Annotated in this window: 35 protein-coding genes and 1 riboswitch; of the genes, 18 read left to right on the top strand and 17 right to left on the bottom strand. The window is 65.6% G+C overall.

What is annotated here, in order from left to right; genetic code table 11:
* Positions 1 to 36: 36 nt before the first annotated feature.
* From HYV14_01550 to HYV14_01510, 9 genes are all read right to left on the bottom strand, one after another.
* On the bottom strand, positions 37 to 540 hold the full coding sequence (locus HYV14_01550; protein MBI2384675.1) for a TlpA family protein disulfide reductase: 504 nt from the start codon (positions 538 to 540) through the stop codon (positions 37 to 39).
* Positions 537 to 719: a hypothetical protein gene (locus tag HYV14_01545; protein MBI2384674.1), complete on the bottom strand. Its 183-nt coding sequence runs from the start codon at positions 717 to 719 to the stop codon at positions 537 to 539. Before HYV14_01545 ends, HYV14_01550 begins: the two co-directional genes overlap by 4 nt.
* Positions 720 to 766: 47 nt before the next feature.
* Complete coding sequence (locus tag HYV14_01540) at positions 767 to 1,687, bottom strand: DUF3179 domain-containing protein (protein ID MBI2384673.1); 921 nt, start codon at positions 1,685 to 1,687, stop codon at positions 767 to 769.
* A gap of 47 nt (positions 1,688 to 1,734) precedes the next feature.
* The gene (locus tag HYV14_01535; protein ID MBI2384672.1) at positions 1,735 to 1,995 is read right to left on the bottom strand and encodes a hypothetical protein; all 261 of its coding nucleotides are present in this window, start codon (positions 1,993 to 1,995) and stop codon (positions 1,735 to 1,737) included.
* Positions 1,992 to 2,576 carry a sigma-70 family RNA polymerase sigma factor gene (locus tag HYV14_01530; GenBank protein MBI2384671.1) on the bottom strand — a complete coding sequence of 195 codons (585 nt, stop codon included), beginning with the start codon at positions 2,574 to 2,576 and terminating at the stop codon, positions 1,992 to 1,994. Before HYV14_01530 ends, HYV14_01535 begins: the two co-directional genes overlap by 4 nt.
* A gap of 100 nt (positions 2,577 to 2,676) precedes the next feature.
* Entirely contained in the window at positions 2,677 to 2,892 is a 216-nt protein-coding gene (locus tag HYV14_01525; GenBank protein MBI2384670.1) for a 4-oxalocrotonate tautomerase family protein, read from the bottom strand.
* Positions 2,883 to 3,446, bottom strand: coding sequence for a carboxymuconolactone decarboxylase family protein (locus tag HYV14_01520; protein ID MBI2384669.1), 564 nt, complete (start codon positions 3,444 to 3,446; stop codon positions 2,883 to 2,885). The genes HYV14_01525 and HYV14_01520 overlap by 10 nt, the downstream gene beginning before the upstream one ends.
* A 76-nt stretch (positions 3,447 to 3,522) precedes the next feature.
* Entirely contained in the window at positions 3,523 to 4,104 is a 582-nt protein-coding gene (locus HYV14_01515) for a TetR/AcrR family transcriptional regulator (GenBank protein MBI2384668.1), read from the bottom strand.
* Between the two features lie 41 nt (positions 4,105 to 4,145).
* Positions 4,146 to 4,538 carry a hypothetical protein gene (locus HYV14_01510; GenBank protein MBI2384667.1) on the bottom strand — a complete coding sequence of 131 codons (393 nt, stop codon included), beginning with the start codon at positions 4,536 to 4,538 and terminating at the stop codon, positions 4,146 to 4,148.
* 157 nt (positions 4,539 to 4,695) lie between these two features.
* Between HYV14_01510 and HYV14_01505 the strand changes: the two genes are divergently transcribed.
* Genes HYV14_01505 through HYV14_01495 form a run of 3 tightly spaced genes read left to right on the top strand, consistent with a single transcriptional unit; the run spans position 4,696 to position 6,119 of the window.
* Positions 4,696 to 4,875 (top strand): DUF1059 domain-containing protein, encoded by a 180-nt coding sequence (locus HYV14_01505; GenBank protein ID MBI2384666.1) that lies wholly within the window; start codon positions 4,696 to 4,698, stop codon positions 4,873 to 4,875.
* Positions 4,876 to 4,881: 6 nt separating this feature from the next.
* Complete coding sequence (locus HYV14_01500) at positions 4,882 to 5,532, top strand: MOSC domain-containing protein (protein ID MBI2384665.1); 651 nt, start codon at positions 4,882 to 4,884, stop codon at positions 5,530 to 5,532.
* Positions 5,529 to 6,119, top strand: a complete 591-nt coding sequence (locus HYV14_01495; GenBank protein MBI2384664.1) for a TetR/AcrR family transcriptional regulator — start codon at positions 5,529 to 5,531, stop codon at positions 6,117 to 6,119. Before HYV14_01500 ends, HYV14_01495 begins: the two co-directional genes overlap by 4 nt.
* Here the strand turns inward: HYV14_01495 and HYV14_01490 are convergent.
* A complete protein-coding gene (locus HYV14_01490) occupies positions 6,089 to 6,568 on the bottom strand; it encodes a nuclear transport factor 2 family protein (GenBank protein MBI2384663.1) in 480 nt (159 codons plus the stop codon). The two genes, HYV14_01495 and HYV14_01490, sit on opposite strands and share 31 nt — an antisense overlap.
* 103 nt (positions 6,569 to 6,671) lie before the next feature.
* Positions 6,672 to 6,772, top strand: a riboswitch (TPP riboswitch).
* Between the two features lie 42 nt (positions 6,773 to 6,814).
* Here HYV14_01490 and HYV14_01485 point away from each other — a divergent pair.
* Complete coding sequence (locus HYV14_01485; protein MBI2384662.1) at positions 6,815 to 8,959, top strand: TonB-dependent siderophore receptor; 2,145 nt, start codon at positions 6,815 to 6,817, stop codon at positions 8,957 to 8,959.
* 9 nt (positions 8,960 to 8,968) lie between these two features.
* On the opposite strand, the gene HYV14_01480 is transcribed toward HYV14_01485, so the two are convergent.
* The 7 genes from HYV14_01480 to HYV14_01450 are packed head-to-tail and all read right to left on the bottom strand — an operon-like array spanning position 8,969 to position 14,019.
* Positions 8,969 to 9,862 (bottom strand): transporter, encoded by an 894-nt coding sequence (locus tag HYV14_01480; GenBank protein MBI2384661.1) that lies wholly within the window; start codon positions 9,860 to 9,862, stop codon positions 8,969 to 8,971.
* Entirely contained in the window at positions 9,859 to 11,631 is a 1,773-nt protein-coding gene (locus HYV14_01475) for a sigma-70 family RNA polymerase sigma factor (GenBank protein MBI2384660.1), read from the bottom strand. Before HYV14_01475 ends, HYV14_01480 begins: the two co-directional genes overlap by 4 nt.
* A 45-nt stretch (positions 11,632 to 11,676) precedes the next feature.
* The gene (locus HYV14_01470; protein MBI2384659.1) at positions 11,677 to 12,198 is read right to left on the bottom strand and encodes a hypothetical protein; all 522 of its coding nucleotides are present in this window, start codon (positions 12,196 to 12,198) and stop codon (positions 11,677 to 11,679) included.
* A complete protein-coding gene (locus tag HYV14_01465) occupies positions 12,195 to 12,566 on the bottom strand; it encodes a heavy-metal-associated domain-containing protein (protein MBI2384658.1) in 372 nt (123 codons plus the stop codon). The genes HYV14_01470 and HYV14_01465 overlap by 4 nt, the downstream gene beginning before the upstream one ends.
* Positions 12,563 to 13,027, bottom strand: coding sequence for a copper chaperone Copz family protein (locus HYV14_01460; protein ID MBI2384657.1), 465 nt, complete (start codon positions 13,025 to 13,027; stop codon positions 12,563 to 12,565). The genes HYV14_01465 and HYV14_01460 overlap by 4 nt, the downstream gene beginning before the upstream one ends.
* Positions 13,020 to 13,607, bottom strand: a complete 588-nt coding sequence (locus HYV14_01455; GenBank protein MBI2384656.1) for a heavy-metal-associated domain-containing protein — start codon at positions 13,605 to 13,607, stop codon at positions 13,020 to 13,022. The genes HYV14_01460 and HYV14_01455 overlap by 8 nt, the downstream gene beginning before the upstream one ends.
* A 4-nt stretch (positions 13,608 to 13,611) precedes the next feature.
* On the bottom strand, positions 13,612 to 14,019 hold the full coding sequence (locus HYV14_01450; GenBank protein MBI2384655.1) for a MerR family transcriptional regulator: 408 nt from the start codon (positions 14,017 to 14,019) through the stop codon (positions 13,612 to 13,614).
* Between the two features lie 132 nt (positions 14,020 to 14,151).
* Between HYV14_01450 and HYV14_01445 the strand changes: the two genes are divergently transcribed.
* The 14 genes from HYV14_01445 (at position 14,152) to HYV14_01380 (ending at position 24,833) form a co-directional block, all read left to right on the top strand.
* The gene (locus tag HYV14_01445; GenBank protein MBI2384654.1) at positions 14,152 to 14,991 is read left to right on the top strand and encodes an HD-GYP domain-containing protein; all 840 of its coding nucleotides are present in this window, start codon (positions 14,152 to 14,154) and stop codon (positions 14,989 to 14,991) included.
* A 51-nt stretch (positions 14,992 to 15,042) separates the two neighbouring features.
* Positions 15,043 to 16,368, top strand: a complete 1,326-nt coding sequence (locus tag HYV14_01440) for a DUF2029 domain-containing protein (protein MBI2384653.1) — start codon at positions 15,043 to 15,045, stop codon at positions 16,366 to 16,368.
* Entirely contained in the window at positions 16,365 to 17,357 is a 993-nt protein-coding gene (locus tag HYV14_01435; protein MBI2384652.1) for an inorganic phosphate transporter, read from the top strand. Before HYV14_01440 ends, HYV14_01435 begins: the two co-directional genes overlap by 4 nt.
* 44 nt (positions 17,358 to 17,401) lie before the next feature.
* A complete protein-coding gene (locus tag HYV14_01430) occupies positions 17,402 to 18,436 on the top strand; it encodes a methyltransferase domain-containing protein (GenBank protein ID MBI2384651.1) in 1,035 nt (344 codons plus the stop codon).
* Complete coding sequence (locus tag HYV14_01425; protein ID MBI2384650.1) at positions 18,423 to 19,313, top strand: radical SAM protein; 891 nt, start codon at positions 18,423 to 18,425, stop codon at positions 19,311 to 19,313. Before HYV14_01430 ends, HYV14_01425 begins: the two co-directional genes overlap by 14 nt.
* On the top strand, positions 19,301 to 19,762 hold the full coding sequence (locus HYV14_01420) for a HEAT repeat domain-containing protein (protein MBI2384649.1): 462 nt from the start codon (positions 19,301 to 19,303) through the stop codon (positions 19,760 to 19,762). The genes HYV14_01425 and HYV14_01420 overlap by 13 nt, the downstream gene beginning before the upstream one ends.
* Entirely contained in the window at positions 19,759 to 20,478 is a 720-nt protein-coding gene (locus HYV14_01415; protein ID MBI2384648.1) for an alpha/beta hydrolase, read from the top strand. The genes HYV14_01420 and HYV14_01415 overlap by 4 nt, the downstream gene beginning before the upstream one ends.
* Entirely contained in the window at positions 20,445 to 21,158 is a 714-nt protein-coding gene (locus HYV14_01410; protein ID MBI2384647.1) for a TIGR04283 family arsenosugar biosynthesis glycosyltransferase, read from the top strand. Before HYV14_01415 ends, HYV14_01410 begins: the two co-directional genes overlap by 34 nt.
* On the top strand, positions 21,155 to 21,895 hold the full coding sequence (locus HYV14_01405) for a TIGR04282 family arsenosugar biosynthesis glycosyltransferase (protein ID MBI2384646.1): 741 nt from the start codon (positions 21,155 to 21,157) through the stop codon (positions 21,893 to 21,895). The genes HYV14_01410 and HYV14_01405 overlap by 4 nt, the downstream gene beginning before the upstream one ends.
* 90 nt (positions 21,896 to 21,985) lie before the next feature.
* The gene (locus HYV14_01400) at positions 21,986 to 22,312 is read left to right on the top strand and encodes a DUF2282 domain-containing protein (protein ID MBI2384645.1); all 327 of its coding nucleotides are present in this window, start codon (positions 21,986 to 21,988) and stop codon (positions 22,310 to 22,312) included.
* Positions 22,313 to 22,335: 23 nt separating this feature from the next.
* Positions 22,336 to 23,172 carry a DUF692 domain-containing protein gene (locus HYV14_01395; GenBank protein ID MBI2384644.1) on the top strand — a complete coding sequence of 279 codons (837 nt, stop codon included), beginning with the start codon at positions 22,336 to 22,338 and terminating at the stop codon, positions 23,170 to 23,172.
* Positions 23,173 to 23,236: 64 nt separating this feature from the next.
* On the top strand, positions 23,237 to 24,010 hold the full coding sequence (locus tag HYV14_01390; protein MBI2384643.1) for a putative DNA-binding domain-containing protein: 774 nt from the start codon (positions 23,237 to 23,239) through the stop codon (positions 24,008 to 24,010).
* A gap of 80 nt (positions 24,011 to 24,090) precedes the next feature.
* Positions 24,091 to 24,636 carry a carboxymuconolactone decarboxylase family protein gene (locus HYV14_01385; protein MBI2384642.1) on the top strand — a complete coding sequence of 182 codons (546 nt, stop codon included), beginning with the start codon at positions 24,091 to 24,093 and terminating at the stop codon, positions 24,634 to 24,636.
* A 29-nt stretch (positions 24,637 to 24,665) separates the two neighbouring features.
* Positions 24,666 to 24,833: a hypothetical protein gene (locus tag HYV14_01380; GenBank protein ID MBI2384641.1), complete on the top strand. Its 168-nt coding sequence runs from the start codon at positions 24,666 to 24,668 to the stop codon at positions 24,831 to 24,833.
* Positions 24,834 to 24,874 lie beyond the last annotated feature (41 nt).

The following is a 24,874-nucleotide window of genomic DNA, read 5'->3' as shown; positions in this document are numbered from 1 at the left end:
TGCTCCTGATAGTAAGTCCGTCTCGCGCCGGCTTTGTTACGGGGCCGCGCCCAACTTTCTCCAAACGGCGCGGAATTCCTCCGGCTTTACCGCCGACAAGTGGTGCTTGAAGCGGATGGTTCCGGCTCCGTCGACGATGTAGATATTGCGCAAGGGACAGGCCCCCGGCGGATGCGTTTGGCCGAGCCGGCGCGCGACGACGTCGTCGGGGTCCAGAAGTATCGGGAAACCGCAGACCAGCGATACCGTCATGGGCAAAGGGTCGTCGAGATCCAGGAGGCTGACGGCCAGGACGCGGACACGGCCGCCTGACTCGGACCTGACTTCCTCCAGAAGGGGAATCTTCGCCCGGCAGTCCCCGCACAAGTTCGTGAGCCACAGCACCGTGTGCTTCTCCCTCCCGCCGGCGTAGAGCGAATGCTCCCGCCCGAAAGTGTCGCGCAAGGTGAAGTCGGGAAAGCATCCGCCGATGTCCGCGCCTGGATGGAGCCTCGTCCGCAAGGGCCAGAGGAGCTTCCAGAGCAGGTTCGGGATCTTCAACGGCGTCTTTCCCTGTTGGCCGCGGCGCTCGCGGATGAGACGACAAAGGGCACGAGAAGATTGAACGCGATTTTAGCGCACAATCGCGCCGTCCACGGCCCGCGCAGCACGACGTCGCCCTGGTTCGCCGCCGACAAGACGACGCCCACGAAAAGCGCGATCGCCGCGCTCCGTCGCAGGACGGCGGGACGCGCCGCATAGGCCGCCGCCTCGCGGAGCTCCCCGTTCACCGCTTCTCCGCGCCGGCCAGCGAAGTCCGGGGATGAAAGGCGGCCCACGCGAACCAGTAGGCCTCGAGGCCCGCGATCTCCCGTCCCTCCTCGTCGAAGGCGCGCGCCCCGCCGTCGTCGCGCATGACGATCAGCCGTTTCCCGATCCGGAGGCGCACGCCCTCGCCGCCGAGCGCGGAGACGGGCGCGGCCGCCGCCCCTTCGGGCAGGGAGACGCCGAAGACGACCGTCTTTCGAGGAAGCCGGGAGTCCTCGTGACCGACGGGGAAATAGAGCTCCGGAGATTTTTCGTAGCCCGCGTAGGGATCCTTGCCGTAGTCCCGCGCGTGCCCCGTGTCGAAGAGGACCGTCCGAGTGTCCGGACGCGCCGCCTTCCAGCGAGCCCAACTCGTCCGGCGCGCGGGCAGGCGCGCGAGCTTGGTCCCCGTCGATCCGCCGGCGATCGCCTCGGCCATGATCTGAGACCAGAGGCTGCGCGTTCCCCGGTCGTACATCACGAGATCGCTGTTGTAGAGGAGGCCCGACACGCCGAACTCCAGGACGCCTCCCGCGACCCGGCGGTCGAAGACGATGCCGCTGCGGCAGAGCGGGCAGTAGGTCACGGCGACCGGGACGCCGCCCACCTCGTCGTCGACCAGCTCGTGCCAGTCGAGCAGGCGGATCGGGTAGGCGACGGCCTCGTCGTTCACGACCAGGCCGAGCACGGCGTCGTCGGCCTTAAGAGCGCGGTCGGACTCCTCGACGGAGGCCTTCCGCGGCCGGACCAGCGCCGGGATCCCATCGACTGGCGGGCCGCCGCCGCGGATCTCCTCGCGCGGCACCGAGACCCGGACGCCGCGCGGCAGGAAAGCCGCGAAGGGGTCGAGCGGCGCATGCTCGGCCCAGGACACGGCTGCCATCGAAAGCGCGGCCGTCACGGCGAAGCGGATATCCACAGAGGTGAGTCCCGCCGGACGCGGGATCGTTACAGCCGGCGGCCCAGTTGGTCGATGACGCGGCGCTTGAACGCCTCGACGTCCCCGCCCTGAGGCTCGGACCAAGCCTCCTTCAAAGCCTCGCAGATGCGATCCATCTGACGGGCGAAGCGGGCGCAGAACTCGCACTGAGACAGGTGGACGCGGATCAGCAGCCGTCGATGCCAGGGCTCGGCCGCCAAGCCGTCGCCGCATAAGGTCTTGGCGACCTCGCGGCAGTTCGGCATGAACGCCATCATGAGCTTCATCATCGGCCTTGTTCCCAATTCCGCTCCAGGCATTCCCGCAGCTTCAGACGGGCTCGATGGAGCATCACTCGCAAGTTGGTCGGGTTCACGCCCAAAACGTTACAGACCGATTCCGAGGTCTCGCCCTCGACCTCTTTGAGGAAAAAGGCCGCCCGCTGCGCGTCCGGGAGGCCCTCCGCGCACTTCTCGACCCAGCTCCGGGTCTCGGCGTCGAGCGCCGCGGCCTCCGGGCCGCGCGGCGGACGAGACCACATTCCGGCCTCATCAAAACGCGCGGCGACGACGGCCTCGATGTCGTCGCTCCCCTCCTCGCGCCGCGCCTTGGCGCGCAGGTTGGACGCTTTGTGGTAGAGGATGCCGAACAGGTAGGTGCGCAGGCTCGAGCGCCCCTCGAAACGATCCAGGCCCGAAAGGAAGGCGACGAAAGTCTCCTGGACGACCTCTTCCGCGTCGGCGCGCGACAACCCGATGGCGAGCGCCCCGGCGAGCAAAGTCGGGAGATTCTCATTCACCATGGCCGTCAGCGCCTCCGGCTTGCGAGCGCGGAGGTCCTCAACGCTCGATCGGCCCGGTGTCGTTGCCATGCGCGGATTCTACCATTCCTTTTCCAAAGTCGCTCGATCCCGACATCCGGCCCGCGGGGCGGCGCCCATCGGCGCGGACGCCGCCCCTTCCCGCGGTCGCCTAGCCCCTGGCCATGGTTCGAAGGTCGTCGTCGGTCACCGGCTGGCCCCCGACGCCCCACGCGCCCGGCTGAACATCCTCGATGGTCACCCAGGTCACCTGACGCAGCCCCTCTCCCTCGACCGAGAGCACCGCGTCCGTCACCTTGCGGATCATCTCCTGCTTCTGCGCCAGCGTCAGGTAGCCCCCGACGCCCTTGATTTGGACTAATGGCATGCCGCGCCCTCCTTGGACCAGGCCGCTTGGCTGAAGGCGGCGTCCAAACCCGTTCCGGCGATGTGGTTGGTGTAGTTCGACAGCGTCTTGAGGCCCACGCCGAGGACGACCTCCAGGACCTGGCGCCGCTCGTAGCCCGCCGCGAGAAACGCCTTCGTCCGCTCCTCGCTCGGCCAGCCCCGCGACTCCGTGACCGCCTCGGCGAACGCGCGCAGGGCTTCGTGCCGCCCGTCGCCGACGGGACCGCCCGTGCGGACCGAGGCCACGACGTCGGACGGCACCTTCTGCATCGAGGCGATCACCGTGTGCGCGGCGACGCAGTACTCGCACCCGTTCACCCGGCTCGCGGCCAGGAGCACGACCTGGCGCTCGGACGCGTCGAGGGTGGACTCCTCGTATATCCCCGAGAGCGTCATGTAGGCCTTCAACAGCGGCGGCGCCTCGGCCATCTTGCCGAGCAGGTTCGGCACGAAGCCGTACTTCTTCTTCGCGGCGACCAGAAGTTCCTTGTACCCCGCGGGCGCGTCTTCGACGGCGTATGTTTTGTATTCCATTCTATTTTTCCATGTCTCAACGACTGTCGTGCGGATCTTTTGTCTGGAACATTCGTTCCACACAAATCAAAAAAAATCAACCGAGCCTCCCGACGGCCTCCTCCACGATGCCATTGAGCAGTTCCCGCTCCGGACGACTGCGAGACAGCACCGCGAGCCCGATCAAAGCGGCGAGAAGACCGCGAGCGGTCTTCTTCGGGTTCACGCCGGCCGGGATGTCCCCCTCAGTCTGTCCCTTGAGGATCATCCGCTCGAAGAATTCCTCGATCTCCTTCTGCGCCTTGGCGACGATCGCCCCGGCCTCCGGGTCGTGCGCGGCGAGTTCCAACGCCGTGTTGGTCAGGAAGCAGCCGCAATTCTCCTCGCCGGCGGACTTGACTTCCGCGAAGGTCTGGAGAAGCCTCCGCACGGCTTCCCGCGGCGGCGCGGATGACTCGAGGGCGGCCAGGCGTTTGCGCCGTATCCGGTCGTCGTACATATGAAGCGAAGCCAGGAACAGCGCGCGCTTGTCGCCGTAGGTGGCGTAAAGGCTTCCGCGGTTGATCCCCGTCCGCTCCACGAGCGTCTGCATGGAAGTCGCCTCATAGCCCCGGCTCCAAAAGGCCTGCATGGCCTTGTCGAGGACTTTGGCTCGATCGAATTTTTTTTCCCAGGGCATATGGCGTCGTTGTTTGAGGATATCCGGTCTGGAACGATTATTCAAGACCCACCCATAAAAAGGACGACTTCTCTCACGTCGAACATGAGCGAGATTCCGATCGTGCCGATCAGCAGACCGAGCCAGGCCGCCAACGGACTCCCGGCCCCGGCGGACGCGCGATTCAACCTCGCCCTGACAAGATAAACCAACAGCGGCGTCCAGACGAGCAGGTGCGCCGCGGCGATCATCTTCACGGTGCCCGTCGCCTGGAAGAGCGCCATCGCGACGCCCATAGTAAGGAGAAACGCCCCCAACGTGACGCGAGCCTCCGCTTCCCGGCGGAAGAAAAACGCGGACGAGAAGAACACGGCCATCATCCAGGCCGTCCAAAGACGGACCCAAAGCGGCAGCGCGTTCATCTGAGTCATGAGGTCCCGCGTCATTTCGTTCATGGCTCCTATGAGTCCGCGCGATCTCGAGTTCGTTACACTGATGAAGGCCATTCAGCGTTGAGGGCTTTTTATTTCCATCGATCGGGTGTAACATATAGACAGACCTGTACACATACTCTCGGGGGCGATGCTCCCGAGAGAAGCGACAGGAGGAGTTATGAGCAAGAAGAAGATCAGCTGCGCCGACGTGGTTCCGGGCTGCTCGTTCACCGCGGAGGCGGACAGCGAGCAGGAGTTGCTGCAGAAGGTCGCGGCCCATGCCGGGCCCGACCACGGGATCAAGGAGGTCACGCCCGAGATTCTCAAGAAGCTCAAAGCGGCCATCAAAGAGGGCTAACACGGCATGAAACTCGTCTCCGTCAACGTTTCGCTCGGCCGGACGGTCCGCTGGAAAGGGCGGGAGATCGAGACGGGCATATTCAAAGAGCCCGTCGAGGGACCCGTGCGGGTCGGGCGCATGAACCTCGAGGGAGACAAGCAGTCGGACCTGCGCGTCCACGGCGGAGAGTATAAGGCGGTCTACGCGTATTCGGCCGCTCACTACGAGTGGTGGCGCAAGGAGCTCGGACGTACCCTCCCCTTCGGGGCCTTCGGCGAGAATCTCACGATCGAGGGTTTCCCGGAGGAGGAGGTGTGCGTCGGAGACCGCTTCCGGATCGGCGGCGCGGTCTTGGAGGCAGTTCAGCCGCGCTTTCCGTGCTATAAGCTCGGCATGAAGTTCGAGGACGACTCGATCATCGAGCGGTTCCTGGACAGCGAGAGATGGGGCGTCTACTTCCGCGTGCTCGAGGAGGGTGTCTTGAGCGTCGGCGACGAGGTCGCGCCGATAAGTCGTGATCCGGCGCGCCTGCCCGTGCCGGAAGTCCTCCGGCTCATGCTGTCGGAGACGCCGTCGGCCGAGACCTTGAGGCGCGCGTTGACGGCGAAGTCTCTGCCATCGCCGTGGCGTGAAAAATTCGCCGGCATGCTGCGCCGGCCGGCGGAAGGGACATGAACGGACGAGGAGCGCGGGAGAGAATCCTGGCCGCCGCCACCCGTCTTTTCTACGCTCACGGCGTCAACAGCGTCGGCGTGGACCGGATCGTCGCGGAGGCCGAGGTGACGAAGACCAGCCTATACCGTCACTTTCCATCGAAAGAGATCCTCGTCGTCGCGTTTCTCGGACGAATAAACCGCGAGTGGTCGGCCTGGCTGAAGGAACGCGTGGAAGGAGCTTCGGTTCAGCCGCGTGCGCGGCTGCTGGCCGTGTTCGACGCTTTGGGCGAGTGGTTCCGCACGCCGACGTTCAGAGGCTGCCCCTTCATCAACACGTCGGCGGAGATCTCGAACCGCTCGAACCCGGCGGCGAAGGCAGCCTCTGCGTTCAAAACGGGATTCCGTGATTATCTGCGGGCATTATCGGACGAGGCGAAAGTCCGGGATCCCGGCCTGTTGGCCGACCAGCTCCTATTGCTGGCGGACGGGGCCATCGTCAGGGCGGCAATGACCGGGGACGTCCGCTCCGCCTCGGCCGCGAAGAAAGCGGCCGGCTCGCTGATACGACAGTCCCGTCAGAGACCGAGCTCCGAAAGCCCCGGGTGATCGTCCGGCCGCCGGCCGAGCGGCCAGCGGTACTTGCGCGCGGACTCCGGGATCGGAAGGTCGTTGATGCTGGCGAGGCGCAGGCGCATCAGCCCCGCCGCGTCGAATTCCCAGTTCTCGTTGCCGTAGGACCGGAACCAGCCGCCCGCGCCGTCGTGCCACTCGTAGGCGAAGCGCACCGCGATTCGCGCGCCGTCGAACGTCCATAGTTCCTTGATCAGGCGGTAGTCCAGCTCCTTGGACCACTTGCGCCGGAGGAACTGCACGATCTCCTTACGCCCCGATAGGAACTCGGCGCGGTTGCGCCAGACGCTGTCCTCGGCGTAAGCGAGCGACACTCGCTCCGGGTCGCGCATGTTCCAGCCGTCCTCCGCCATGCGCACCTTCCTCGCCGCGGTTTCCCGGGTGAAGGGCGGAAACGGCGGGCGTCCGTTCTGCGGCTCTGTCATGGCGTTCTCCTTCTTCATCGCGTCAACGATGAGTCCGCTCGGTCTGGAAATCGTTACATCCCGGGACATTCCCATGGACACCTCCCCGCCTATTACCTAAACTTTCCCATGCTAGGGGTCCTAAAGCTTTCGAGCTTTGGGTGAGAGAAACCCTCTGAACCTGATCTGGGTAATGCCAGCGAAGGGAAGCACAGAGCGCTCTGACACATTATTCGTTCCCCTGGCCGCCGGCCAAAGGAGCGAACGATGTCAAAAACCGCCAAATCATACGTCCTCTGTCTTTGTCTCTCCCATGTCCTGAACACCGCGTCGCTGGCCTTAGCGGCGCAGCCCGCCTCGGGACCGCTCGCTCCGATCGTCATCACCGCGCCGCGCGAGCCCAACGACTACGGCTCCACGCTCACCCGGCTCGGCCTCACTGGACGGTCGCTCCTCGAGACGCCCGCTTCGGCGACCATCTTCCCGCGAGGGCTCATCGACGACCAGGGCGCGCGCGGCGTCCTGGGCCTGATCGGAAACGATGCTTCCGTGGGCGAGAACTACGCTCCCCTCGGCTATTACGAGAGCCTCTCGATACGCGGCTTCGCCCTCGATAACGCCAGCGGCTACAAGCGCGACGGCCTGACGATCGCCAACGAGTCGAGCATGCCCCTGGAGAACAAGGAGCGGATCGAGATATTGAAGGGCGTCGCCGGCTTCGAGGCGGGACTGGCGGCCCCGGGCGGAGTGGTGAATTACATCACCAAGCAGCCGACGGAAGCGCCCCTGCGCCGCGTCACCTTGGAAATGAGTGACCGCGGAACCCGCTACGGCCATGCGGACCTGGGAGGCCGCTTCGGCCGCTTCGGCTGGCGCGTCAACGCGGCGCGTGAGGAGTTTCATCCTTACGTCAAGGAAGCGGTCGGACATCGCGACTTTTTGAGCGCGGCGCTGGACTGGCGACTAAGCGAAAACGCGGTTTTTGGAATCGACGCGGATTGGCAGAAGAAAAGCCAGTTGTCCGTCCCCGGCTACCAGCCGCTGGGCGGGACCGCTCTGCCGCCCGGCGTCCGGCCGGAGAAGATGCTCAACAATCAGCCCTGGAGCGGGCCGGTCGCCGTCGAGGCCCATAATATGGGCGCGCGCTTCGCCTATGGAGCCGACACGGACTGGCGCTTCGAGGCGGCGGTCAACCGAAACCGCGTCGCCTCCGAGGACAAGGCCGCCTTCCCCTACGGCTGCTCAAGCGGTCCCGTCTACCTCGCCACATTCTGCGGCAACGGCGATTACGACCTCTACGACTATCGCAGCTCGGGTGAGGTCCGCGCCGCGACCCACGCCCAGGCGGTCTTGAGCGGCGACCGCGAATGGGGGTCCGTGCGGCACGAGGCCGCGGTCGGCCTCTCGCGCTTCGAGCGCGCGGTGAATCTGGGCGCCGAGGTCTACGACTACGTCGGCACCGACAACATCTACAGCCCGAGCCCGCTGGTCTTCGCGCCCTCGGCGCGGGGGACGGGCGTCGTCCACCGGGTCCAGGACTACGCCGAGTCCGCCGCCTTCGCCCGGGATTCGATCTCCCTTTCTTCCCGGTGGAAGGTCCATGCCGGGCTGCGTGCCGGCATCCTCGTCGACGACCGCTTCAGCAAGGTGGACGGAGCTCCCGTCTCGCGTTATCGGCGATCGTTTCTTTCGCCGCAGGTCGCGCTTGCCTTCATGCCGCGATCCGACCTGATGGGCTATGCCTCCTACAGCCAAGGCCTCGAGCTCGGCGGCACCGCGGGCGTCACGACCGCCAACGCCGGCCGGACCCTGGATCCCAAGGTCACCCGTCAGGTCGAGCTGGGCGTCAAGCGCGACATGTCCAAGCGGCTTCTGGTCGCGGCGGCGGCGTTCCACATCTGGAAGCCTTACGAGTTCGTCGATCCCGGCAACGTCTTCGTCCAACGGGGGACCGTCAAGCACAGCGGCCTGGAGTTTTCGGCCGCCGGACGCGTCACCGACGACCTCCGCGTATTCGCCGGCGCGACGTTGATCCACGCCCGGCAGAGCGGCACGGGCGTGTCAGCCTTCGACGGCAGGGCCCCGCTCAACGTCCCCTGGCTGCGCGGTCAAGCGACGCTCGAGTGGAGCATCTCCCGTCTTCCCGGCGCTTCCCTCAACGGCACCTGGGCGCGCGTCTCGGAGAAATACGCCTCGCGCGACAACTCACTGTCGGTTCCCGCTTACAATCGGTTCGATCTGGGCGCCCGCTACGCCCTGGCCGTCGGCCCGAGCCGCGTCACCTGGCGCTTCCGAGTGGAAAACGTCCTCGACGCGGTCTATTGGAAAGACGTCGGAGAGTACTTCGGGGACGGCTACCTCCATCTCGGCGCGCCGCGGACGTACAGGTTATCGGCGCAGTTGGACTTCTAAACGGTGGATTCAAAACCAGAGACGAAAGCCGCCTAACAGGCGGTAGTCGGTCCTGAGAGCGGTCCCGTTGAGGCTCTGCACGACCGGCAACTGCGCCGCGACTTCGACCACGGCTCTTTTGGCGACCCATTGCAGACCGGGCGTCAGGAACAACTGGTATCCGCCTGAGTCCCCGTCCGTGACGCCGCCCGCCTCGTTCTTCGCCGAGTAGATGTTGTTGGCTTCCAAGACTCCGTAGAGGTAGCTGGGCAGGCCCTCCGCCTCCAACACCCTGGGCCAAAGGCGATACTGAACGGAAATATTCTGCTCCAGGGCATCGCCGAACTTGAAGTCATCGGCCTTCGTGTTTCTCCGATAGGAGACGTCCGTATCCACTTGAAAGGCGAGCCACTGGCCGGTCCACACGGTGCCCAGGATGGGATCGTAGGAACCGGACCCAAGCTGCACGGAGGGCGGCAGGACCCCGAGGGCGTCGGTTTCGGCGTTTCTGCCGCTCGGCCACTTGACCCCGGCGAGGACCGCTCCGCGGGTGGTCTGTCCGGGGCCGCTGCGCGCAAAGATCTCGTATCGGCCGACGGTCAAGATGTCTCCGAGCCCGGAAGCTCGCCGGACGACGCCGGTCGACTTGATCGCAAGTCTTTTGTCCATGTACGGGAATACGCCCATCAGCGCCAGCTTGGAGCCGGCCCCGTAAACCAGCACGGAGGCAACCGCCGCGACATCCATTTCCCGACCCATGGGAGAGGGGTCGTCATGCATGTTCATCCAAACTCCCAGCCCGCGAAAGAGGAGTCCTCCCTCATGCACGGGAAGGGCGGTGTTGAAGCTGATGGGAGCGGCCTCAAGGGGCGGGATGTGGGAGGCTAGCAAGGATAGGGAGAGCAGAATCCGCGCCGTTTTCATGGGTGCTCCTTACGGACGGGCGGCATTCCCTTGAGTTCCGCGGCCTTGAACCCGGCCTTCTCCACGGCCTTGCGGACATCGTCGAAGGAAACGGTCTTACCCGGCTCGAGATACAGTATCGCCGTCCCCTGGCCCAGGTTCACGCGGGCGGAACGCACGCCGGCCAGGCGGCCTAAGTGTTTCTCGATGCCGTAGGCGCAGAATGGGCAGGCCATTCCTTCGATCCGCACCAGCACGTCCCCGGAAACATGCTCGGCGGCAGGAGGCTCCCGAGCTTCCCGGCCCTCGCCGGCGACCTCGGAGGCTCCAAGACCCAGGACCAGTATGCGGTCATTGGCGGTGTCGGCCGCAAAGATGCGTCCATCCGATCCGGCGGCGATATGGGTCGGGGAATAGACGTCGGGACGCCTGTCGTCCGCCGGTCTCCATTCGCCCTTAAAGTCTCCCTTGGCTCCCAGCAAAACGACGCGCTTATTGGCCGAGTCGGCGACGTGGATGTCGCCGCGAGCGTCCACCGCGACGCCGCTGGGCACGCGAAAAGCGCCGCGTGAGAAGAAGCGCTTCCAGGCGGAGCCCCATATTTCCAGGGACCGTCCGTCCGGCGAGATCTTCTGGATTCGATGGTTGTAGGCGTCGGCTACGACCAGATTGCCCGAGTCGTCGAAATCCAGATCCGTGGGATAAGTGAATTCTCCTTTCCCGCGCCCTTTCTTGCCGATGGACTTGAGCCATCCGCCTTTGGAGTCGAAAACCTGGATGCGGTGATTGTAGAAGTCGGCCACGTAAACGTTGCCGGTCCTGTCCGCCGCGATACCGGCCGGAGAACGGAATTGGCCGTTCCCCTCTCCCGGCTCTCCCCAGCCGTAAAGGCGCTCGCCATCCCGGGAAAAAACCTCGACGCGGTCCGCTTCATAGTCGCAGACATAAAGCGTCCCCTCGGGACCGACCGCTGTGTCCACCGGCTTTTTTAACACATCCGGCCCGCCGAACTCCGCGAGGAACCTGCCGTCCGGCGATAACTTCTGGACGCGGCGATTGCGCGAATCTGCCGCGTAGACGTTTCCTTGGCCGTCTATGGCGATCCCCATAGGCTCCCGGAACTGCGCGGGGCCGGAGCCGCTCGTCCCCCATGCGGCGATGAGGCCATAGCCCTGCGCGCCGGCGGTCGCCGGTGAAAACGCGCACAAAGCAAAGACGGCTCCAAGAACCCGCGGACCGAGGCATAAGCGCAGTTTCATGCGGGCGCGATAGAGCAGCACTCTAAGATACGTCGGTGTAACGTTCAAAACGCCGCAGATAGCCGCCGGAGTCGCTCCCTCGACTTCCTTGAGAAAAAACGCCGTTCTCTGGGCCGTCGAGAGGCTTTCCGCGGCCTCCTTGATCCGGCTCCGAGTCTCGGCTCCGAGCATCTCGGCCTCCGGCCCGCGCGGCGGCCACATCCCGCCCGCGTCGAGGCGCGCCTCGAGCACGGCCTCAAGGTCGTCGCGCCCCTCCTCCCGCCGGGCCTTGGCGCGCAAGTGGGACGCCTTATAATAAAGGATGCCGAACAAGTAGGTCCGCAGGCTCGATCGGACCTGGAAACGGTCCGACGCGGAGAGGAAGGCCACGAAGGTCTCCTGGACGGCCTCTTCCGCGTCGGCCCGAGACAGCCCAATGGCGAGCGCCCCCGCGAGCAAGGCCGGGAGGTGCTCGTTGACCATCGCCGTCAGCGCCTCCGGACTGCGCGCGCGAAGGCTCTCCACGCCGCATCCGCTCGTCGCCGTTGCCATTATCGATTCCACCATTTCAGCGGGCGCTTCGATATGTCGGCTACGTCAATATACGATGGTGCGCTCCGCCGCGTTGAACAGCTCGACCATTTTTTCCAAGCCGACGGGCACGACGGCGGAATCCGCTTTGGCCGGGTCGATGTTGTAGAGCAGCATCATCGTCTTGTTCCCGTAGATCTCGACGCCCTTGCCCTTCAGGAAGCCCAGGTATTCGCCGTAGTCGTGCGGGACTTGCTCGAGCGGGACGCCGAGCTGCTCGGACAGGCTGCGCCGTTCGCGCTCCGGGAGCTTCGCCCGGTCCATGGCGCTCGTGCTCGAGAACTTACGCTTCCAGCCGAACCCCCTCGTGACGGAGGTCACCGCGCTGGCGTCGAAGAGCATCGTCACCTTGTGGCCGGCCTTGAGCGAGGCGAGGGCGACGTTCGGCGCGGCGCAGATCTGCGCGTCGTCAAGCGACAGCGACGTCTTGACGTGGATGAGGACGTTGCGGAAGGTTTGCGCCTGTGCCAGCGGGGAAAGCGCGCAAAGTGCCGCGACCGCCCCGAGAACGACAAGTATCCGTTTCATTGTTTTTCTCCTTTGATCTGCGCCGGTATGGCCGGGCCGATCTCGATCGCCTCGAATCCGGCGTCCTTGACGGATTTGCGGATATCGTCCGGATTGATCCGTGCGCCGGACTTAAACGTGATGCGCGCCGTGCCTGCCTTATAGTCGAGCCGCACGGCCTCAGCCCCCGGCAGTTTCTTGAGCCGCCTCTTGAAGCCGAAGGCGCACATGGGGCAGTCCATGCCTTTTACGCGGACGAGCACCGCTCCGGACAGTTCGGCCGGCTCCGCCCGCGCGGCGTCCGAGGCGACGTTCGCGGCAAGCACGGAAGATCCAACGGCCGCCGTCGTCGCGAACGCCAACCCGACGGCGAGCAGCGCGCTTTTCATGATTTTTTTCCTTTTATCTCGTTGATCGCCGCAACGATATTGCCCAGGCAGCAGGCTCCCTGCGGGTTCTTTCGCGCGCAATCGCAGCGCCCTTCCTTAACACCCCGCTTGACCCGGTCCGGAATGTCCGTCATGCCTTTCTCCGCCAGATCGCGCCTCAGGTCGCCGCGCTTATGTTCGAAGCAGTAGCACACGAAGACTTCATCGCCCGGATCCTTCTGCGTGACGGCATGCAACGTTTCGCCCTTGCGGACGGTTGCGGTACCGTCGAAGTACACGACCTCGCAGGCCGGGTTCGGACAGAAGCCGGCTTCATCACCAAGCAGAGCCCGCGGCCCGGGAGCTAAGTGCTGATCCAAGGTTTCTTTCCCCACCTTTCGGCCTTGCTTGCCGCAGACGGGACAGGCAAGGGCGACGGCCGGAAGACGGCAGCACGCCTCGTGCTCGTCAGGATTAGTCATGACCGCCTCCGTTGATCAATTCGGCCTTGTATCCTGCGGTCGCCACGGCTTGAATCACCGCCCTGGGATCGGCGTTGCCGTCGGAAACGACCGTCGCCCGCTGTCCGGTGAAGTCGATACGCGCCGAGAGGACGCCCGGCACCTTCTCCACCGACTGCTTGATCGCCGCGGTGCAGGCCTCGCAGTCCATGCCAGTGACTTTCAGGGACAGGACTTGAGTCCCCGCCGGGACGGCGACCGGAGCGCTTGAGACGAATCGCCCCGACCAACTTGGGAAAGTCGCCATGGCCGCCGCCAGCGCCGCCAACGTCCACACGCCGGCCTTCATCGCCCGGCTGCCCGAGCGGAGCTCGCAGCTGCCGTCGACGCACGTCACGGAACGTCTGCGATAGGCGAGGTAGAAGGCGACGGCGAGGATGATGCCGGTCAGCGCCAGGAAGAGCGGTCTGTACTTGGTCAAGCCCGCCGCCAGACCCAAGCTTCCCAGCCCCAGGCCCGTCACGACGAGTGGACCGAGACAGCACACCGAGGCCAGTCCGGCCGAAGCCAGCGCCGCCAATCCGACGAATTTCTTGTCCATATGATCATCTCCTTGATTCCAGACTTTCCAGGATCGGGCAGGAGTCCGTAGTGCCGCGCGCCGTGCAAGTCTTGAGCAGCCGCTTCAGAGTCCTTTCCATCGCCCTCAATCCCCCGATCTTCTCCTGCACCAGCTCCAACCGCGATCGGGCCTGCCGCTTGACCGATTCGCATTGGCTGCGATGGTTGACCCTCAGCCGCAAGAGCTTGGCGACCTCTTCGAGCGTAAAGCCCAACGCCTGGGCATTCTTAATAAAGCGGATGACGCGCACCGTTTCCGGCGCGTATAAGCGGTAGCCGGAGTCGGAGCGCCGGGCCGGCGACAGCAAGCGCCGCCTCTCGTAATAAAGAACGGTCTGCAGGTTGACTCCGGCCTGCCGGGCGACCTTTCCGACCGTCAGATATTCTTTCATCGCGCCTCCTTGCTTCCAGTATAGACCCAATACCTGGGTATTGAGTCAAGGGCCGTTAAAATTAATTCACGCGCCCGCTATGGCCGGCGCCCGGCCGCCCGGATTAGACTTCCGTGAGCAGGGGGGCGTATCATGGCGGAAAAAGAATCGTTGCTGCATGCCTTGCTGGGTTCGGCGATGATCGTCGAAGCGCGCGACCCTTATACCGGAGGACACCTGTGGCGCGTCTCTCAGCTCTCGAAGCTGCTGGCGCGGCAGTCCGGGTTGTCCCCCCGCGATGTCGCGCTGTGCGAGATCGGCGGCTTCCTGCACGACCTCGGCAAGGTCGGCGTGCCGGATTCGGTCCTCAACAAACGGGATCGCCTGGCCGATGCTGAATACGCCGTCATGAAAACCCACCTGACGGTCGGCGGACGGCTGCTGTCGCATCATCCGCTTGCCGGTCTGGCGATGGATGCCGTGGTCGGTCATCACGAGCGTCCGGACGGCAAGGGCTATCCGAGCGGCATCGCGGGCGAGGCGATCCCCGAAGTCGCGCGCATCGTCGGCATCGCCGACGCCTTCGATGCCATGACCAGCGCTCGTCCCTATCGAAAGGGAATGCCGATGGCGAAGGCATTGACCGTCATCGGCGACGAGCTCGGCGGCCAGTTCGACGCTCAATTCGGACGGCACGCCCTGGCATGGGATCGTTCTTCGGAGGTCGCTTGCATCGTCGGACACAGCGAGCCGGGACTTCCGCTGCAAGGCTGTCCCTCATGCAGCGCGCCGATCGCGCTGCGTCGCGCCCAGCATGGCGGCGAATGCATTTATTGCCGCGCCTGCGGGGGCGAGTCGCGCCTGCGCAAGACCGGCGATGCCTTCAAGCTGGAGATGACCGGAAAGATGGGCGATGCCGGCATGTTGGCTCCTGACAGTGATCCTGATCTGATCGGCGACATGGTGGAGGAAATCGCGCCCAGCGTGCTTTAGGTATGGAGTCAGACCTCTGTAATGTTCCTCCGCCGGCGCGGACTCACTCTGGTGACCCGTATTCTGCTTCGAGCCGGCCTTGCCTCGGCGCTCGGCGCCGTCGCGTTGGCCCTCCGGGCTCCGCTGGTGGACCATGTTCCGGCGTTCCTGTGCGTTTTGGCCCTCTGGACCTGCGTGTCGTGGCTGACCTGGCGAAGGCTTGCGCATGAGCCTCATCCTGGGAAGGACGAGGGCGATCGGAAGGCGCTTATCCTCGTCGTCGCGGCTTTCTGTCGTCTTGCGCTCGTTCTCGTTCCCCCGACCCCATCGACCGACGCCTATCGATATTCATGGGAGGGCCGGGTCGCCAACGCGGGACGCAATCCCTATCTTCTCCCGCCGTCTTCTCCGGATCTCGCGTTCCTTCGCCAAGGACAGGACGAACGGATCAACAATCAGGGCCTGACCGCGATCTATCCCCCGTTGGCCCTGGCGGCTTTCCGTATTGTCGCCGCCGTCACGGCCGACGCGCGAGCCCAAAAGGGATTTTTCTCCCTCTGCGACCTCCTTGCCTGCGTCCTGCTCATGCGGCTTCTGCGCCGCCGCGGTTTGTCCGTCGCTTGGGCCGCGGTCTACGCCTGGCATCCCCTCGTGCTCGTCGAGTTCTCGGCGGCGGGGCATCTCGACTCCCTGATGATCCTCGGGCTCCTTGCCGGCCTCGACCTGTGGGAATCCGGGCGCCGCGGAATCGGCGCCGCGGTATGGGCGGCGGCGGCGCTGGTGAAAGTCGTCCCGATCGTCCTGCTGCCATGGCTGTTCCTTCGGCGCCCGCGCTACGCGGTGGTTTTTCTCTCAGTCGCATGCTTCGGCCTGATTCCGGTCGTTTCCGGTCTTGCCGCGGCGCTGCACGCCGTACCTGAGAGCGGCATCGCCGCGTTCGCATCCGACTGGCTGGCTAATCCCAGCCTGTACGCCGCCTTGTCGACTCTCGTCGAATCCCCCTCCTTGCGACGGCTCCTCCTCGTACTGATCGTCATCACGTTCAGCCTGCCATGGGCCCGGCGCTGCGGCGAGGACGCCGTACGCTACCTGTGCGGGATGATCCTCGCCGTCCTCCTTGCCAGTCCCGTGGTCCAGCCCTGGTACGTGCTCTGGGCCTTGCCGTTCGCCCTCCTGACTCCCTCGCCGGCCGCCTTGGCCTGGGCCTGGATCGTCGGCTTCATGTATTTCGCGATCGATCCCGCGCTGAGAGAATCGTCGGCTCGCCTGCCGTGGTGGCGCTGGCTGTGGATCGGCGAATACGCCGTGGTCTACGGCCTGCTCGGCCGAGGTCTTTACAACGCGTGTAACGAACGGCGGCCCGGACGGACTCACTTAATGACCGTGGAGATCAAATGAACATCGTCGCCGTCGTGGGACTGACCACCGCCGCCGGCCTCGCCTTCGCCAACGGCGCCAACGACATCTCCAAGTCGATCGCGACCTTGGTCGGGAGCGGAGAGTCGGATTACAAGAAGGCCGTCGTCGTTGCTTCTCTGGCCGTCGCGGCCGGCGCTGTGCTCGCCTCCGCCTGGGCCGTGAAGATGACCTTGCTCTTCACCACGGGAATGCTCTCCCCTCAGGTTCAGCTCAACCAGACCTTCGCGCTCGCCATCCTCGCCGGGGCGGTCGGCTGGGTCCTGCTGTCGACGCGTATCGGCATGCCGGTCTCGACCACGCACGCCATCGTGGGCGCCACGCTCCTGACCGGCCTGTACGCCTTCGGCTTCGACCAGGTGCTTTGGGGAAGCGTGTGGAAGAAAGTCGCCTTACCGTTGCTGCTTTCGCCCGTCGCCGCGTTCGGCACGGCCTGGCTGTTGTTCCGCGGATTGAACTGGCTCTGCCGCGAACAGTACTGTCTTAATTGCCACTGGGCGCATTGGGCGAGCGCGATTTCGAGCGGCTTCGCGCGGGGCTTGAACGACACCCCGAAGATCGCCGGTCTCGGCTTCTTCTTTTACGCCGTGCTCGATCCCAGCGCGACGGTGGCGCCGCGCTGGTTCTTCCTCGTCCTCGCCGTCGCCAACGCGGCGGGCGGGATCATCCTGGGGCTCGCGGTCACCGACACCCTCGCGCACAAGGTCGCCAAGATGGATCATCTGGAGGGCTTCGCGGCCAATCTCGCCACGACCGCGATGGTCGTGGGCACCGCCCTCCACGGCTTCCCGGTCTCGACGACCCATGTGTCGAGCTCCGCGATCATGGGCATGGGCCTGCGCAAGGGGTCGGCCGGAGTGAACCGGGCCATGGTCGGCCAGATCGCGCTGGCCTGGCTCGTGACCTTGCCGACCGCCGGAGTGATCGGCGTGGCGGCCTACTGGACTTTAACGCATCTACATCTTTTGTGATGACGGCTGATATTTCCATGGAGGTTTGACTTATGCCCGCCGACATCGAAGCCGGAGTCCGCGACTATTACGGAAAGACCCTGAAAAGCGGCGCCGACCTGAAAACCGACGCCTGCTGCTCGCCTTCGGACCTGCCGCGCGCCGTGCGCGCGGCGCTATCGAGGGTGAGCGAGGAGGTCGTCTCCCGCTACTACGGCTGCGGCCTGACCATCCCGAGCGAGCTGACGGGTCTGAGCGTCCTCGACCTTGGCTCCGGCTCCGGACGGGACTGCTATGTCCTCTCCCAACTGGTCGGCCGAGCGGGACGCGTGACCGGCGTCGACATGACCGACGAGCAGCTCGAGGTCGCCGAGCGCAACCGCGCGCATCACGCGAAGGCGTTCGGCTACGGGAACGTGGAGTTCATCAAAGGCGACATCTCGCGCCTCGATGAGATCGGCCTCAAGGACGCCTCGTTCGACCTGGTCGTGTCCAACTGCGTGATCAACCTCGCGCGCGACAAGGCGGCTGTCCTGCGCCAGGCCCGGCGCGTTCTCAAGGAAGGCGGCGAGATGTATTTCTCTGACGTCTACGCCGACCGACGCGTACCTCAGGAATTGAGGAACGACCCCGTGCTGTACGGAGAATGCCTGGGAGGCGCGTTGTATTGGAGCGATTTTCTTCCTCTCGCCAAGAGCGCGGGCTTCGCCGACCCGCGGCTCGTCGAGTCGCGGCCGCTGGCTCTCGACAAGGGCCCGATCCGGGAGCGCGCCGGCCACATCGGCTTTTACTCGGCGACCTACCGGCTGTTCAAGCTCACGGGTCTTGAGCCCGCCTGCGAAGACTACGGCCAGGCCGTGAGGTATAAAGGGACGATCGCGGACGCGCCGCAGGCGTTTCAGCTCGACGGCCATCACCGCTTCGAGGCCGGGCGGATCATGACGGTGTGCGGCAACACCGCGTCGATGCTCGAAAAGAGCCGCTACCGCCGCCACTTCGACTTCTTCGGCGACACGACGAAGCATTTCGGCATCTTCCCGGGCTGCGGGACGAACATGCCGTTCTCGACGAAAGCGAGGAACGGCGATGCCTGCTGCTAAGTGGGCCGACGCCGAGACCACGGCCCAGGGAAAGGCCCGCGCCGTCGTGCCGCCCGGCGCGTTGAAAACGCTGTGGTTCAACACGGGGACCCGGTGCAACATCCAATGCGCGAATTGCTACATCGAGTCCTCCCCGCGCAATGATCGTCTCGAGTATCTGAAGTCGGCCGAGATCCGGCCCTTTCTCGAGGAGGCCCGGGAGATGGGAGCGACAGAGATCGGATTCACCGGCGGCGAGCCGTTCATGAACCCCGATCTTCTCGCCATGGCCGAGGAGTCCCTGGAGCGGGGCTTTTCGGTCTTGATTCTCACGAACGCGATGGCGCCGATGACGAACCGCAAGGCGGAGCTGCTCGCCTTGCTCGAGCGGCACGATCGCGGTTTGCGCCTGCGCGTCTCGCTCGACCATCACACCGCCGCCGTCCACGACGCCGAACGCGGCGCCGGCGCCTTCGACAAGGCCGTGGCCGGCCTGCGGTGGCTGCTCGACTCGGGATTTAGCGCCTCCGTGGCCGGGCGGACCTTCGTCGACGAGGATGAAGCCGCCGCGCGGGAAGGGTACCGCCGCGCGATCGGCCGGGAGGTCGAGCTGACGGTGTTCCCCGAGATGGGTGCTTCCGGCGAGCTTCCCGAGATCACCGCCGAGTGCTGGGGTCTGCTCGGCAAGTCGCCCGAGTCGGTGATGTGCGCCTCCTCGCGCATGGTGGTCAAGCGCCGCGGCGCGGAGCGCCCGGCCGTCGTCGCCTGCACGCTCATCCCCTACGACGCGCGCTTCGAGCTCGGCCGGACCGTGCGGGAGTCGTGGCGTCCGGTCGCCCTGCGGCACCCGCACTGCGCCTCGTTCTGCGTGCTCGGAGGCGGGTCATGCGCCGCATGACGGCCGAGTCGTCTTTCCCGTACATGCTGCTGACGGCCCTGGCCGCCTGCGGACCCGGGGCGCGTCCGGACGCGTCCTGGGACGAGGCGCGCCTGGCCGCCGCCCTGACGGACGCCTCATCCGATATCCGTCAGCGGGCGGCGTTCCAACTCGGAGAACGCCGCCCCGACGGCTCCTACTGGCCGTTGGTCAAGGCGCTGGGCGACCCGAGGTGGGAAGTGCGCGCCAACGCGGCGCGGGCCCTGGGGCGGGTGTCGCGCAAAGACGCCTTGCTCCCGCTCTCCCGTTCCTTGCGCGACCGTCACTGGTGGGTCCGGGTCAAGACTGCCCAGGCCCTCGGTGAGCGCCGCGACCCGGCCGCCGCGCAGTACCTTTCGGCCGCGCTCGCCGATGAGAACGAGTCGGTGAGCGCGGCCGCGCGCCGCTCGCTCGCGGAGGTCGCGCGATGATATTCTTGGCCCCTCTCGCCGTCGCCGCGGTCGCCGCGGCCCCGATCGAGGTCGTTCTCAAAACGGAGGACGGCGTCGCGCTTGCCGCGACCTACCACGAGTCCGCCGGCGTTCCCGGCGCCGTCCTCGTGCTCATGCCCATGCTCGGGGGCGCGCGCAAGGACTGGGAGCCGTCCGCGGTCAAGGCCGCGGCGTCCGGGATAGCCGTACTCTTGCTCGATCCTCGCGGTCATGGTGACAGCGCGAATCCCTACGGGCAGGGTCCCGGTGACTGGGATAAAGCCCGCTGGCGCGAGGTAGACCGCGATCCCGCCGCCGCCGTCGCCTGGCTCGAAGGTCGCGGTTTTTCCCCCTCTTCGATCTTCCTGGGCGGCGCCAGCATCGGCGCATCCCTGGCTTTCCGCCGCGCCGCCTCCGACCCCCGTCTCGGCGGCGCGGCATTGATCTCCCCGGGCGACAATCCCAAGCGCGTTCCGGTCTCGGAATTTGTCGCGGCCTACGGCCGGCGGCCTCTCTTCGTCACCTCCGCCGCCGACGACCCCGATTTCGACGCGATCGCGGGCCGCCTGGCCTCCTCTGTCGCGGGCCCGGTCAAACGCCTGCGGCTGTCCGTCGGAGGACACGGCACCGATATCCTCTCCCGTCCCGTCTCCGGCCCGGCCCTGACGGCGGGCCTGATCCAGTGGATGGCGAAGACCGCGAGGTCCGCGCCATGAAGGTCTCCGTCGTCATCCCGACCGTCAACGAACGCCGGCGCCTGGAGGAGGCGGTCGCGCGCCTGCGCCTGACCGCCGGCAAAGGCGACATCGAGATCATCGTGGCCGACGGCGGCAGCACGGACGGCACGATCGAGATCGCCCGCCGCGTCGCCGACAAGCTGATCGAGTCTCCCGCGCGCGGACGGGCGGTGCAGATGCATCGAGGCGCTCTTGCCGCGGCCGGAGACCTTCTTCTGTTCCTGCACGCCGACACCCGCCTGCCCGGAGGCTGGCTCGGCGCGCTGCTCGACGCCTGGGCCGCCAAGCCGCGGCCGGGCGCGACCGCCTACCGCCTCGACTTCGATTCGGCGAGGCCGATCTACCGGCTCATCGCCGCTTTGGGGCATTGGCGCTCGCGGAAGACCGGGGTGCCGCACGGCGATCAGGCGGTCGCCTGCAGGCGGGAAGACTACGTGCGCGTCGGAGGATACCCGCCCGTCAGCATCATGGAGGAGTATTACCTGCTCCCCATGCTCGCGAGGCTGGGCCCCGTCGTCGTCATGGAGGATGCCGTGCTGACCTCGGTGCGGCGCTACGAGCGCAACGGTCCCGTGTTCAACGCCCTGAGAAATGTCGTCATCATCGCGCTCTTCAAGGCCGGGGTCTCGCCGGAGAGGCTGAGGAGGCTTTATTCATGAACTCGCTGATCCTTTTCGTCAAGGCGCCGGTCCCTGGGAAGGTCAAGACTCGTCTCCAGATTCCTCTCTCCGCCTCGCAGGTCGCCCGCGTCTACGAAGCCTTCGTGCGGGATACGGTCGCCTGCGCCCGGCTGACGAGCGAGGCGGCCGTCTCGATCGCTTACGAGCCGCACCCCGAACGCCCCGGCCTGGCCTGGCTCGAGGACGCGCCGCCGTGGTTCCCGCAGGCGGAAGGCGACCTCGGCGCGCGCCTCGTCGCGGCCTTCGACAAGGCCTTTCGCGCGGGCGCCGAGAAGGTCGTCGTCATCGGCAGCGACTGCCCCGACTTGGAGCCCGATATTTTGCGCCAGGCCTTCGCGCGCCTCGATGACGTCCAGGCCGTCCTGGGCCCCGCCGAGGACGGCGGCTATTATCTCATCGGTCTGCGCGCGCCCATGCCGCGCCTCTTCGCGAAGATGGAGTGGTCGGGCCCCGATGTTCTCAATCGAACACTCGAGCGCCTGCGCGGCGAAAGCTTCCGGCTCCTGTCCGTGCGCTCCGATGTGGACACCTTCGGCGACCTGAAGGCGCTCGCGCGACGCCTGTTCTCAGGCGAGAGCGCCGCGCCCCATTCACGCGCGGCCATTCAAGACCTCATCATCGAGGATCTTCTCCGGATGCCCGTCGGGGACGGCGTCGACCCCTGGACGGGAGAGCGGAATGAGCGCGGGGGCTCGACGGCGCGTTGCGACAAATAATTCACCTCGGGCATGTAACGTTTCCGCGTCCAAACGCACTAAAATCGGTGGGTCAGGCATTCATCAATAAGAAAAGGAGGCGCTGAACAAATGGCGAAAGGCAACATGTTATTGAAGGCGGCGGTGGCGGGAATCGTCGGAGCGGCGGTCGTGTCGACGCCGAGTTGGGCCAAGGAGTCGAAGGCCAAGAAGAGCGACAAGAACGTCAAGTGCTACGGCGTCAATAAGTGCGGCGGCCACGGGCAATGCGGCGGCCCGGGGCACGAATGCGCGGGAAAGAACTCCTGCAAGGGCCAGGGCTGGCTGTACATGCCCAAGGAGTCCTGCGAGAACATCGAAGGAGGGACGCTGACTCCTCCGGAGAAGAAGGCCGCGAAGACCGGCGCCGAGCCGATGAAGGACCTGGGCAGCAAGTAGGACCGGCGGCCTCAAGGAGAGACATGAACCCGGAACTCGGCGTCGGCCTCGGACTGCGGCCCGCCCACTACGATCATGTGCTCTCACGCCGTCCCGCGGTCTCCTGGTTCGAGGTGAACTCCGAGAACTACATGGGACTGCGGGGCGGCTCCTCAGGGGGACGGCCCCTCGAGGTGCTCGGGCGCGTCCGCCGCGACTATCCGGTGATGCTTCACGGCGTCTCGCTCAGCATCGGCTCAGCCGATCCTTTGAACCGGAACTATCTGAAACGGCTCAAGAGCCTCATCCGTATCATCGAGCCCGCCATCGTGTCCGATCATCTTTGCTGGACGGGGGTCGGCGGGCGGAATCTTCATGACCTGCTTCCACTGCCCTACACCGAAGCGGTCGTCGACCATGTCGCCGCGCGCCTGAGACGAGTGCAGGAATACCTCGGCCGCCGGATTCTCATCGAAAACGTCTCCAGCTATCTGACCTATCGGCACTCCGAGATGCCGGAATGGGAGTTTCTGGCGGAGATCGCCGCCCGCGCCGACTGCGGGATACTGATGGACGTCAACAACATCCACGTCAGCGCCGTGAACCACGGCTTCGACGCTCTCGATTACATCAACGCCATACCGTTGAAACGGGTAGGGCAGATGCATCTGGCCGGCTACTCCGACGAGGGAGGCTTTCTTATCGACACGCACGATCATCCGGTCTCGGACCCGGTTTGGGAGCTCTATGCGGCGGCGATCCGGCGCTTCGGGCGCGTGCCGACGCTCATCGAATGGGATGACAAGATACCGTCCTTTGCGCGGCTTCAGCGCGAAGCGGCGCGGGCCACGGAGGTGCGCGATGCCGCCGTCGCCGCCTAACCTGGCCCGTCTCCAGCGATCCTTACGAGAGATATTCACTGACCCGCAAGGCGTGCGGGCGGCCGTGAAGAATAGACCCGCGGCGCTGCGCTGGATCACAGATCCCCCCCCGCTAGATGCGCCGACGCGTCTGAGCGTCTATGGCGACGGCTATTTTCTGCGCCTGCACGAGGCCTTGACCTCAGATTTCCCCGCCGTGAGAAGGACGCTGGGCGAATACGAATTTCGCGTTCTCGTCGCCGACTACCTCCTCTCGAATCCATCGAGGTCGTCCTCTCTGGCGGATCTAGGCGCGGCCCTTCCTCGCTTCGTGCGCTCCCATCCGCTCGGCCGGAAATACCCGTTCCTGGCGGACCTCTCCCGGCTCGAGCGGGACGCCATGACCCGGCTTTTCGCCGATCGCCTGCTCCCCCTCGATCCTAAAACCATCGGAAATATTCGGGACGAGGATTGGGCGCGCGTGAGACTGATCCTGGATCCGACGGTCCTGCTCCTCAAAGTCGATTGGCCCGTCGAGCGTCTTTGGCGCCGCCGCGAGCTTCCCCTTAAGGCCGGAGGCAAAATCCTCCGCAATGATCGGGCGCAATGGCTGCTGCTCTTTCGAGATGAGACCTGGGTGAAGGTGTATGAGATTTCCAGGCTGGAGTGGATTACGCTGCGACGGCTCAAGGAAGGGGCTCGGCTTGGCGCCGTGCTTGCCCGCGCCTCGAAGTCGGTGGGCGTTGCCGGGGCCGCCGAGGTCCGCCGCTGGTTCTCATCTTGGGTCGCCCGCGGCCTTATCAAAGGAATCGAGCCGCCGACTCGGAAGGACCCCATGACGAAAGTGGGCGGCTGTTAAGACGGCCCGTCGGCGGGTCCGGGTCTCTCGGTCCCGGACCCGCCGACGTCCGCCTTGGATGACGTACAGGAGGAATCGACATGCCGCGAACGACCTACGCTCACGAAGGACAGGAAGCTCCCGAAGCCAAGCCGGTCTATGAGAACCTCAAGAAGGGATTCGGAATGGTGCCCAACGTCGTCAAGCTCGTCGGTCACTCCGGGCCCGTCACCCAGGCCTTCGGCGGCCTCCTCGATGTCTACTTCAACAAGCTCTCGCTGACGCCGCGCGTGCGGGAGATCGCCTACCTGACCGTCGCCCGCGCCAACGAGTGCGCCTACTGTCAGGGCCACCACGTCCCGATGGGGAAAGCGGCGGGCCTGACCGACGCGCAAATCGCCTTGCTGGGGCCGCAGGGATTCGACAACCCCGCGTTCAATGAGGCGGAACGCGCCGTGATCCGCTTCGCCTACCAGACCACGCAAGTGATCAAGGCCGATGACCAGGCCTTGGAGGCGCTCAAACGGAACTTCTCACCCAAGGAGATCGCCGAGCTCGCCTTCGTCGTGGCGGCCGGGAACTTCATTCAACGAATCGGCAAGAACCTGGGCGCGGAGCTGGAGTTCGCGCCGGCGACGAAGGGCTGACGCGAGGGGCAACCAAAGAAGGAGGCATCATGGAAGACAACGCGCTGGCGTGCAATCACTGCAACATGAGCCCGGAGTCCGGGCAGACGGGCTGGAGGAAGTGCGATAAGTGCGGGGAGCTGTGGTGCCCGCGCTGCGCGCCGGTCGAGGATCGCTGCTCCAGCTGCGTGGGCGGGACATTGAAGCCCGTCTCATGAGGGGCGCTCGAGCAGGCTCGCTGTAACGTTCGGCCCGCGGA

The organism is Elusimicrobiota bacterium, from assembly GCA_016182905.1.
In the GTDB taxonomy this organism is placed as follows: Bacteria; Elusimicrobiota; Elusimicrobia; order UBA1565; family UBA9628; genus GWA2-66-18.
Note: the sequence above shows the minus strand (reverse complement) of the source record. Positions and strands in the feature narration are given on the sequence as shown.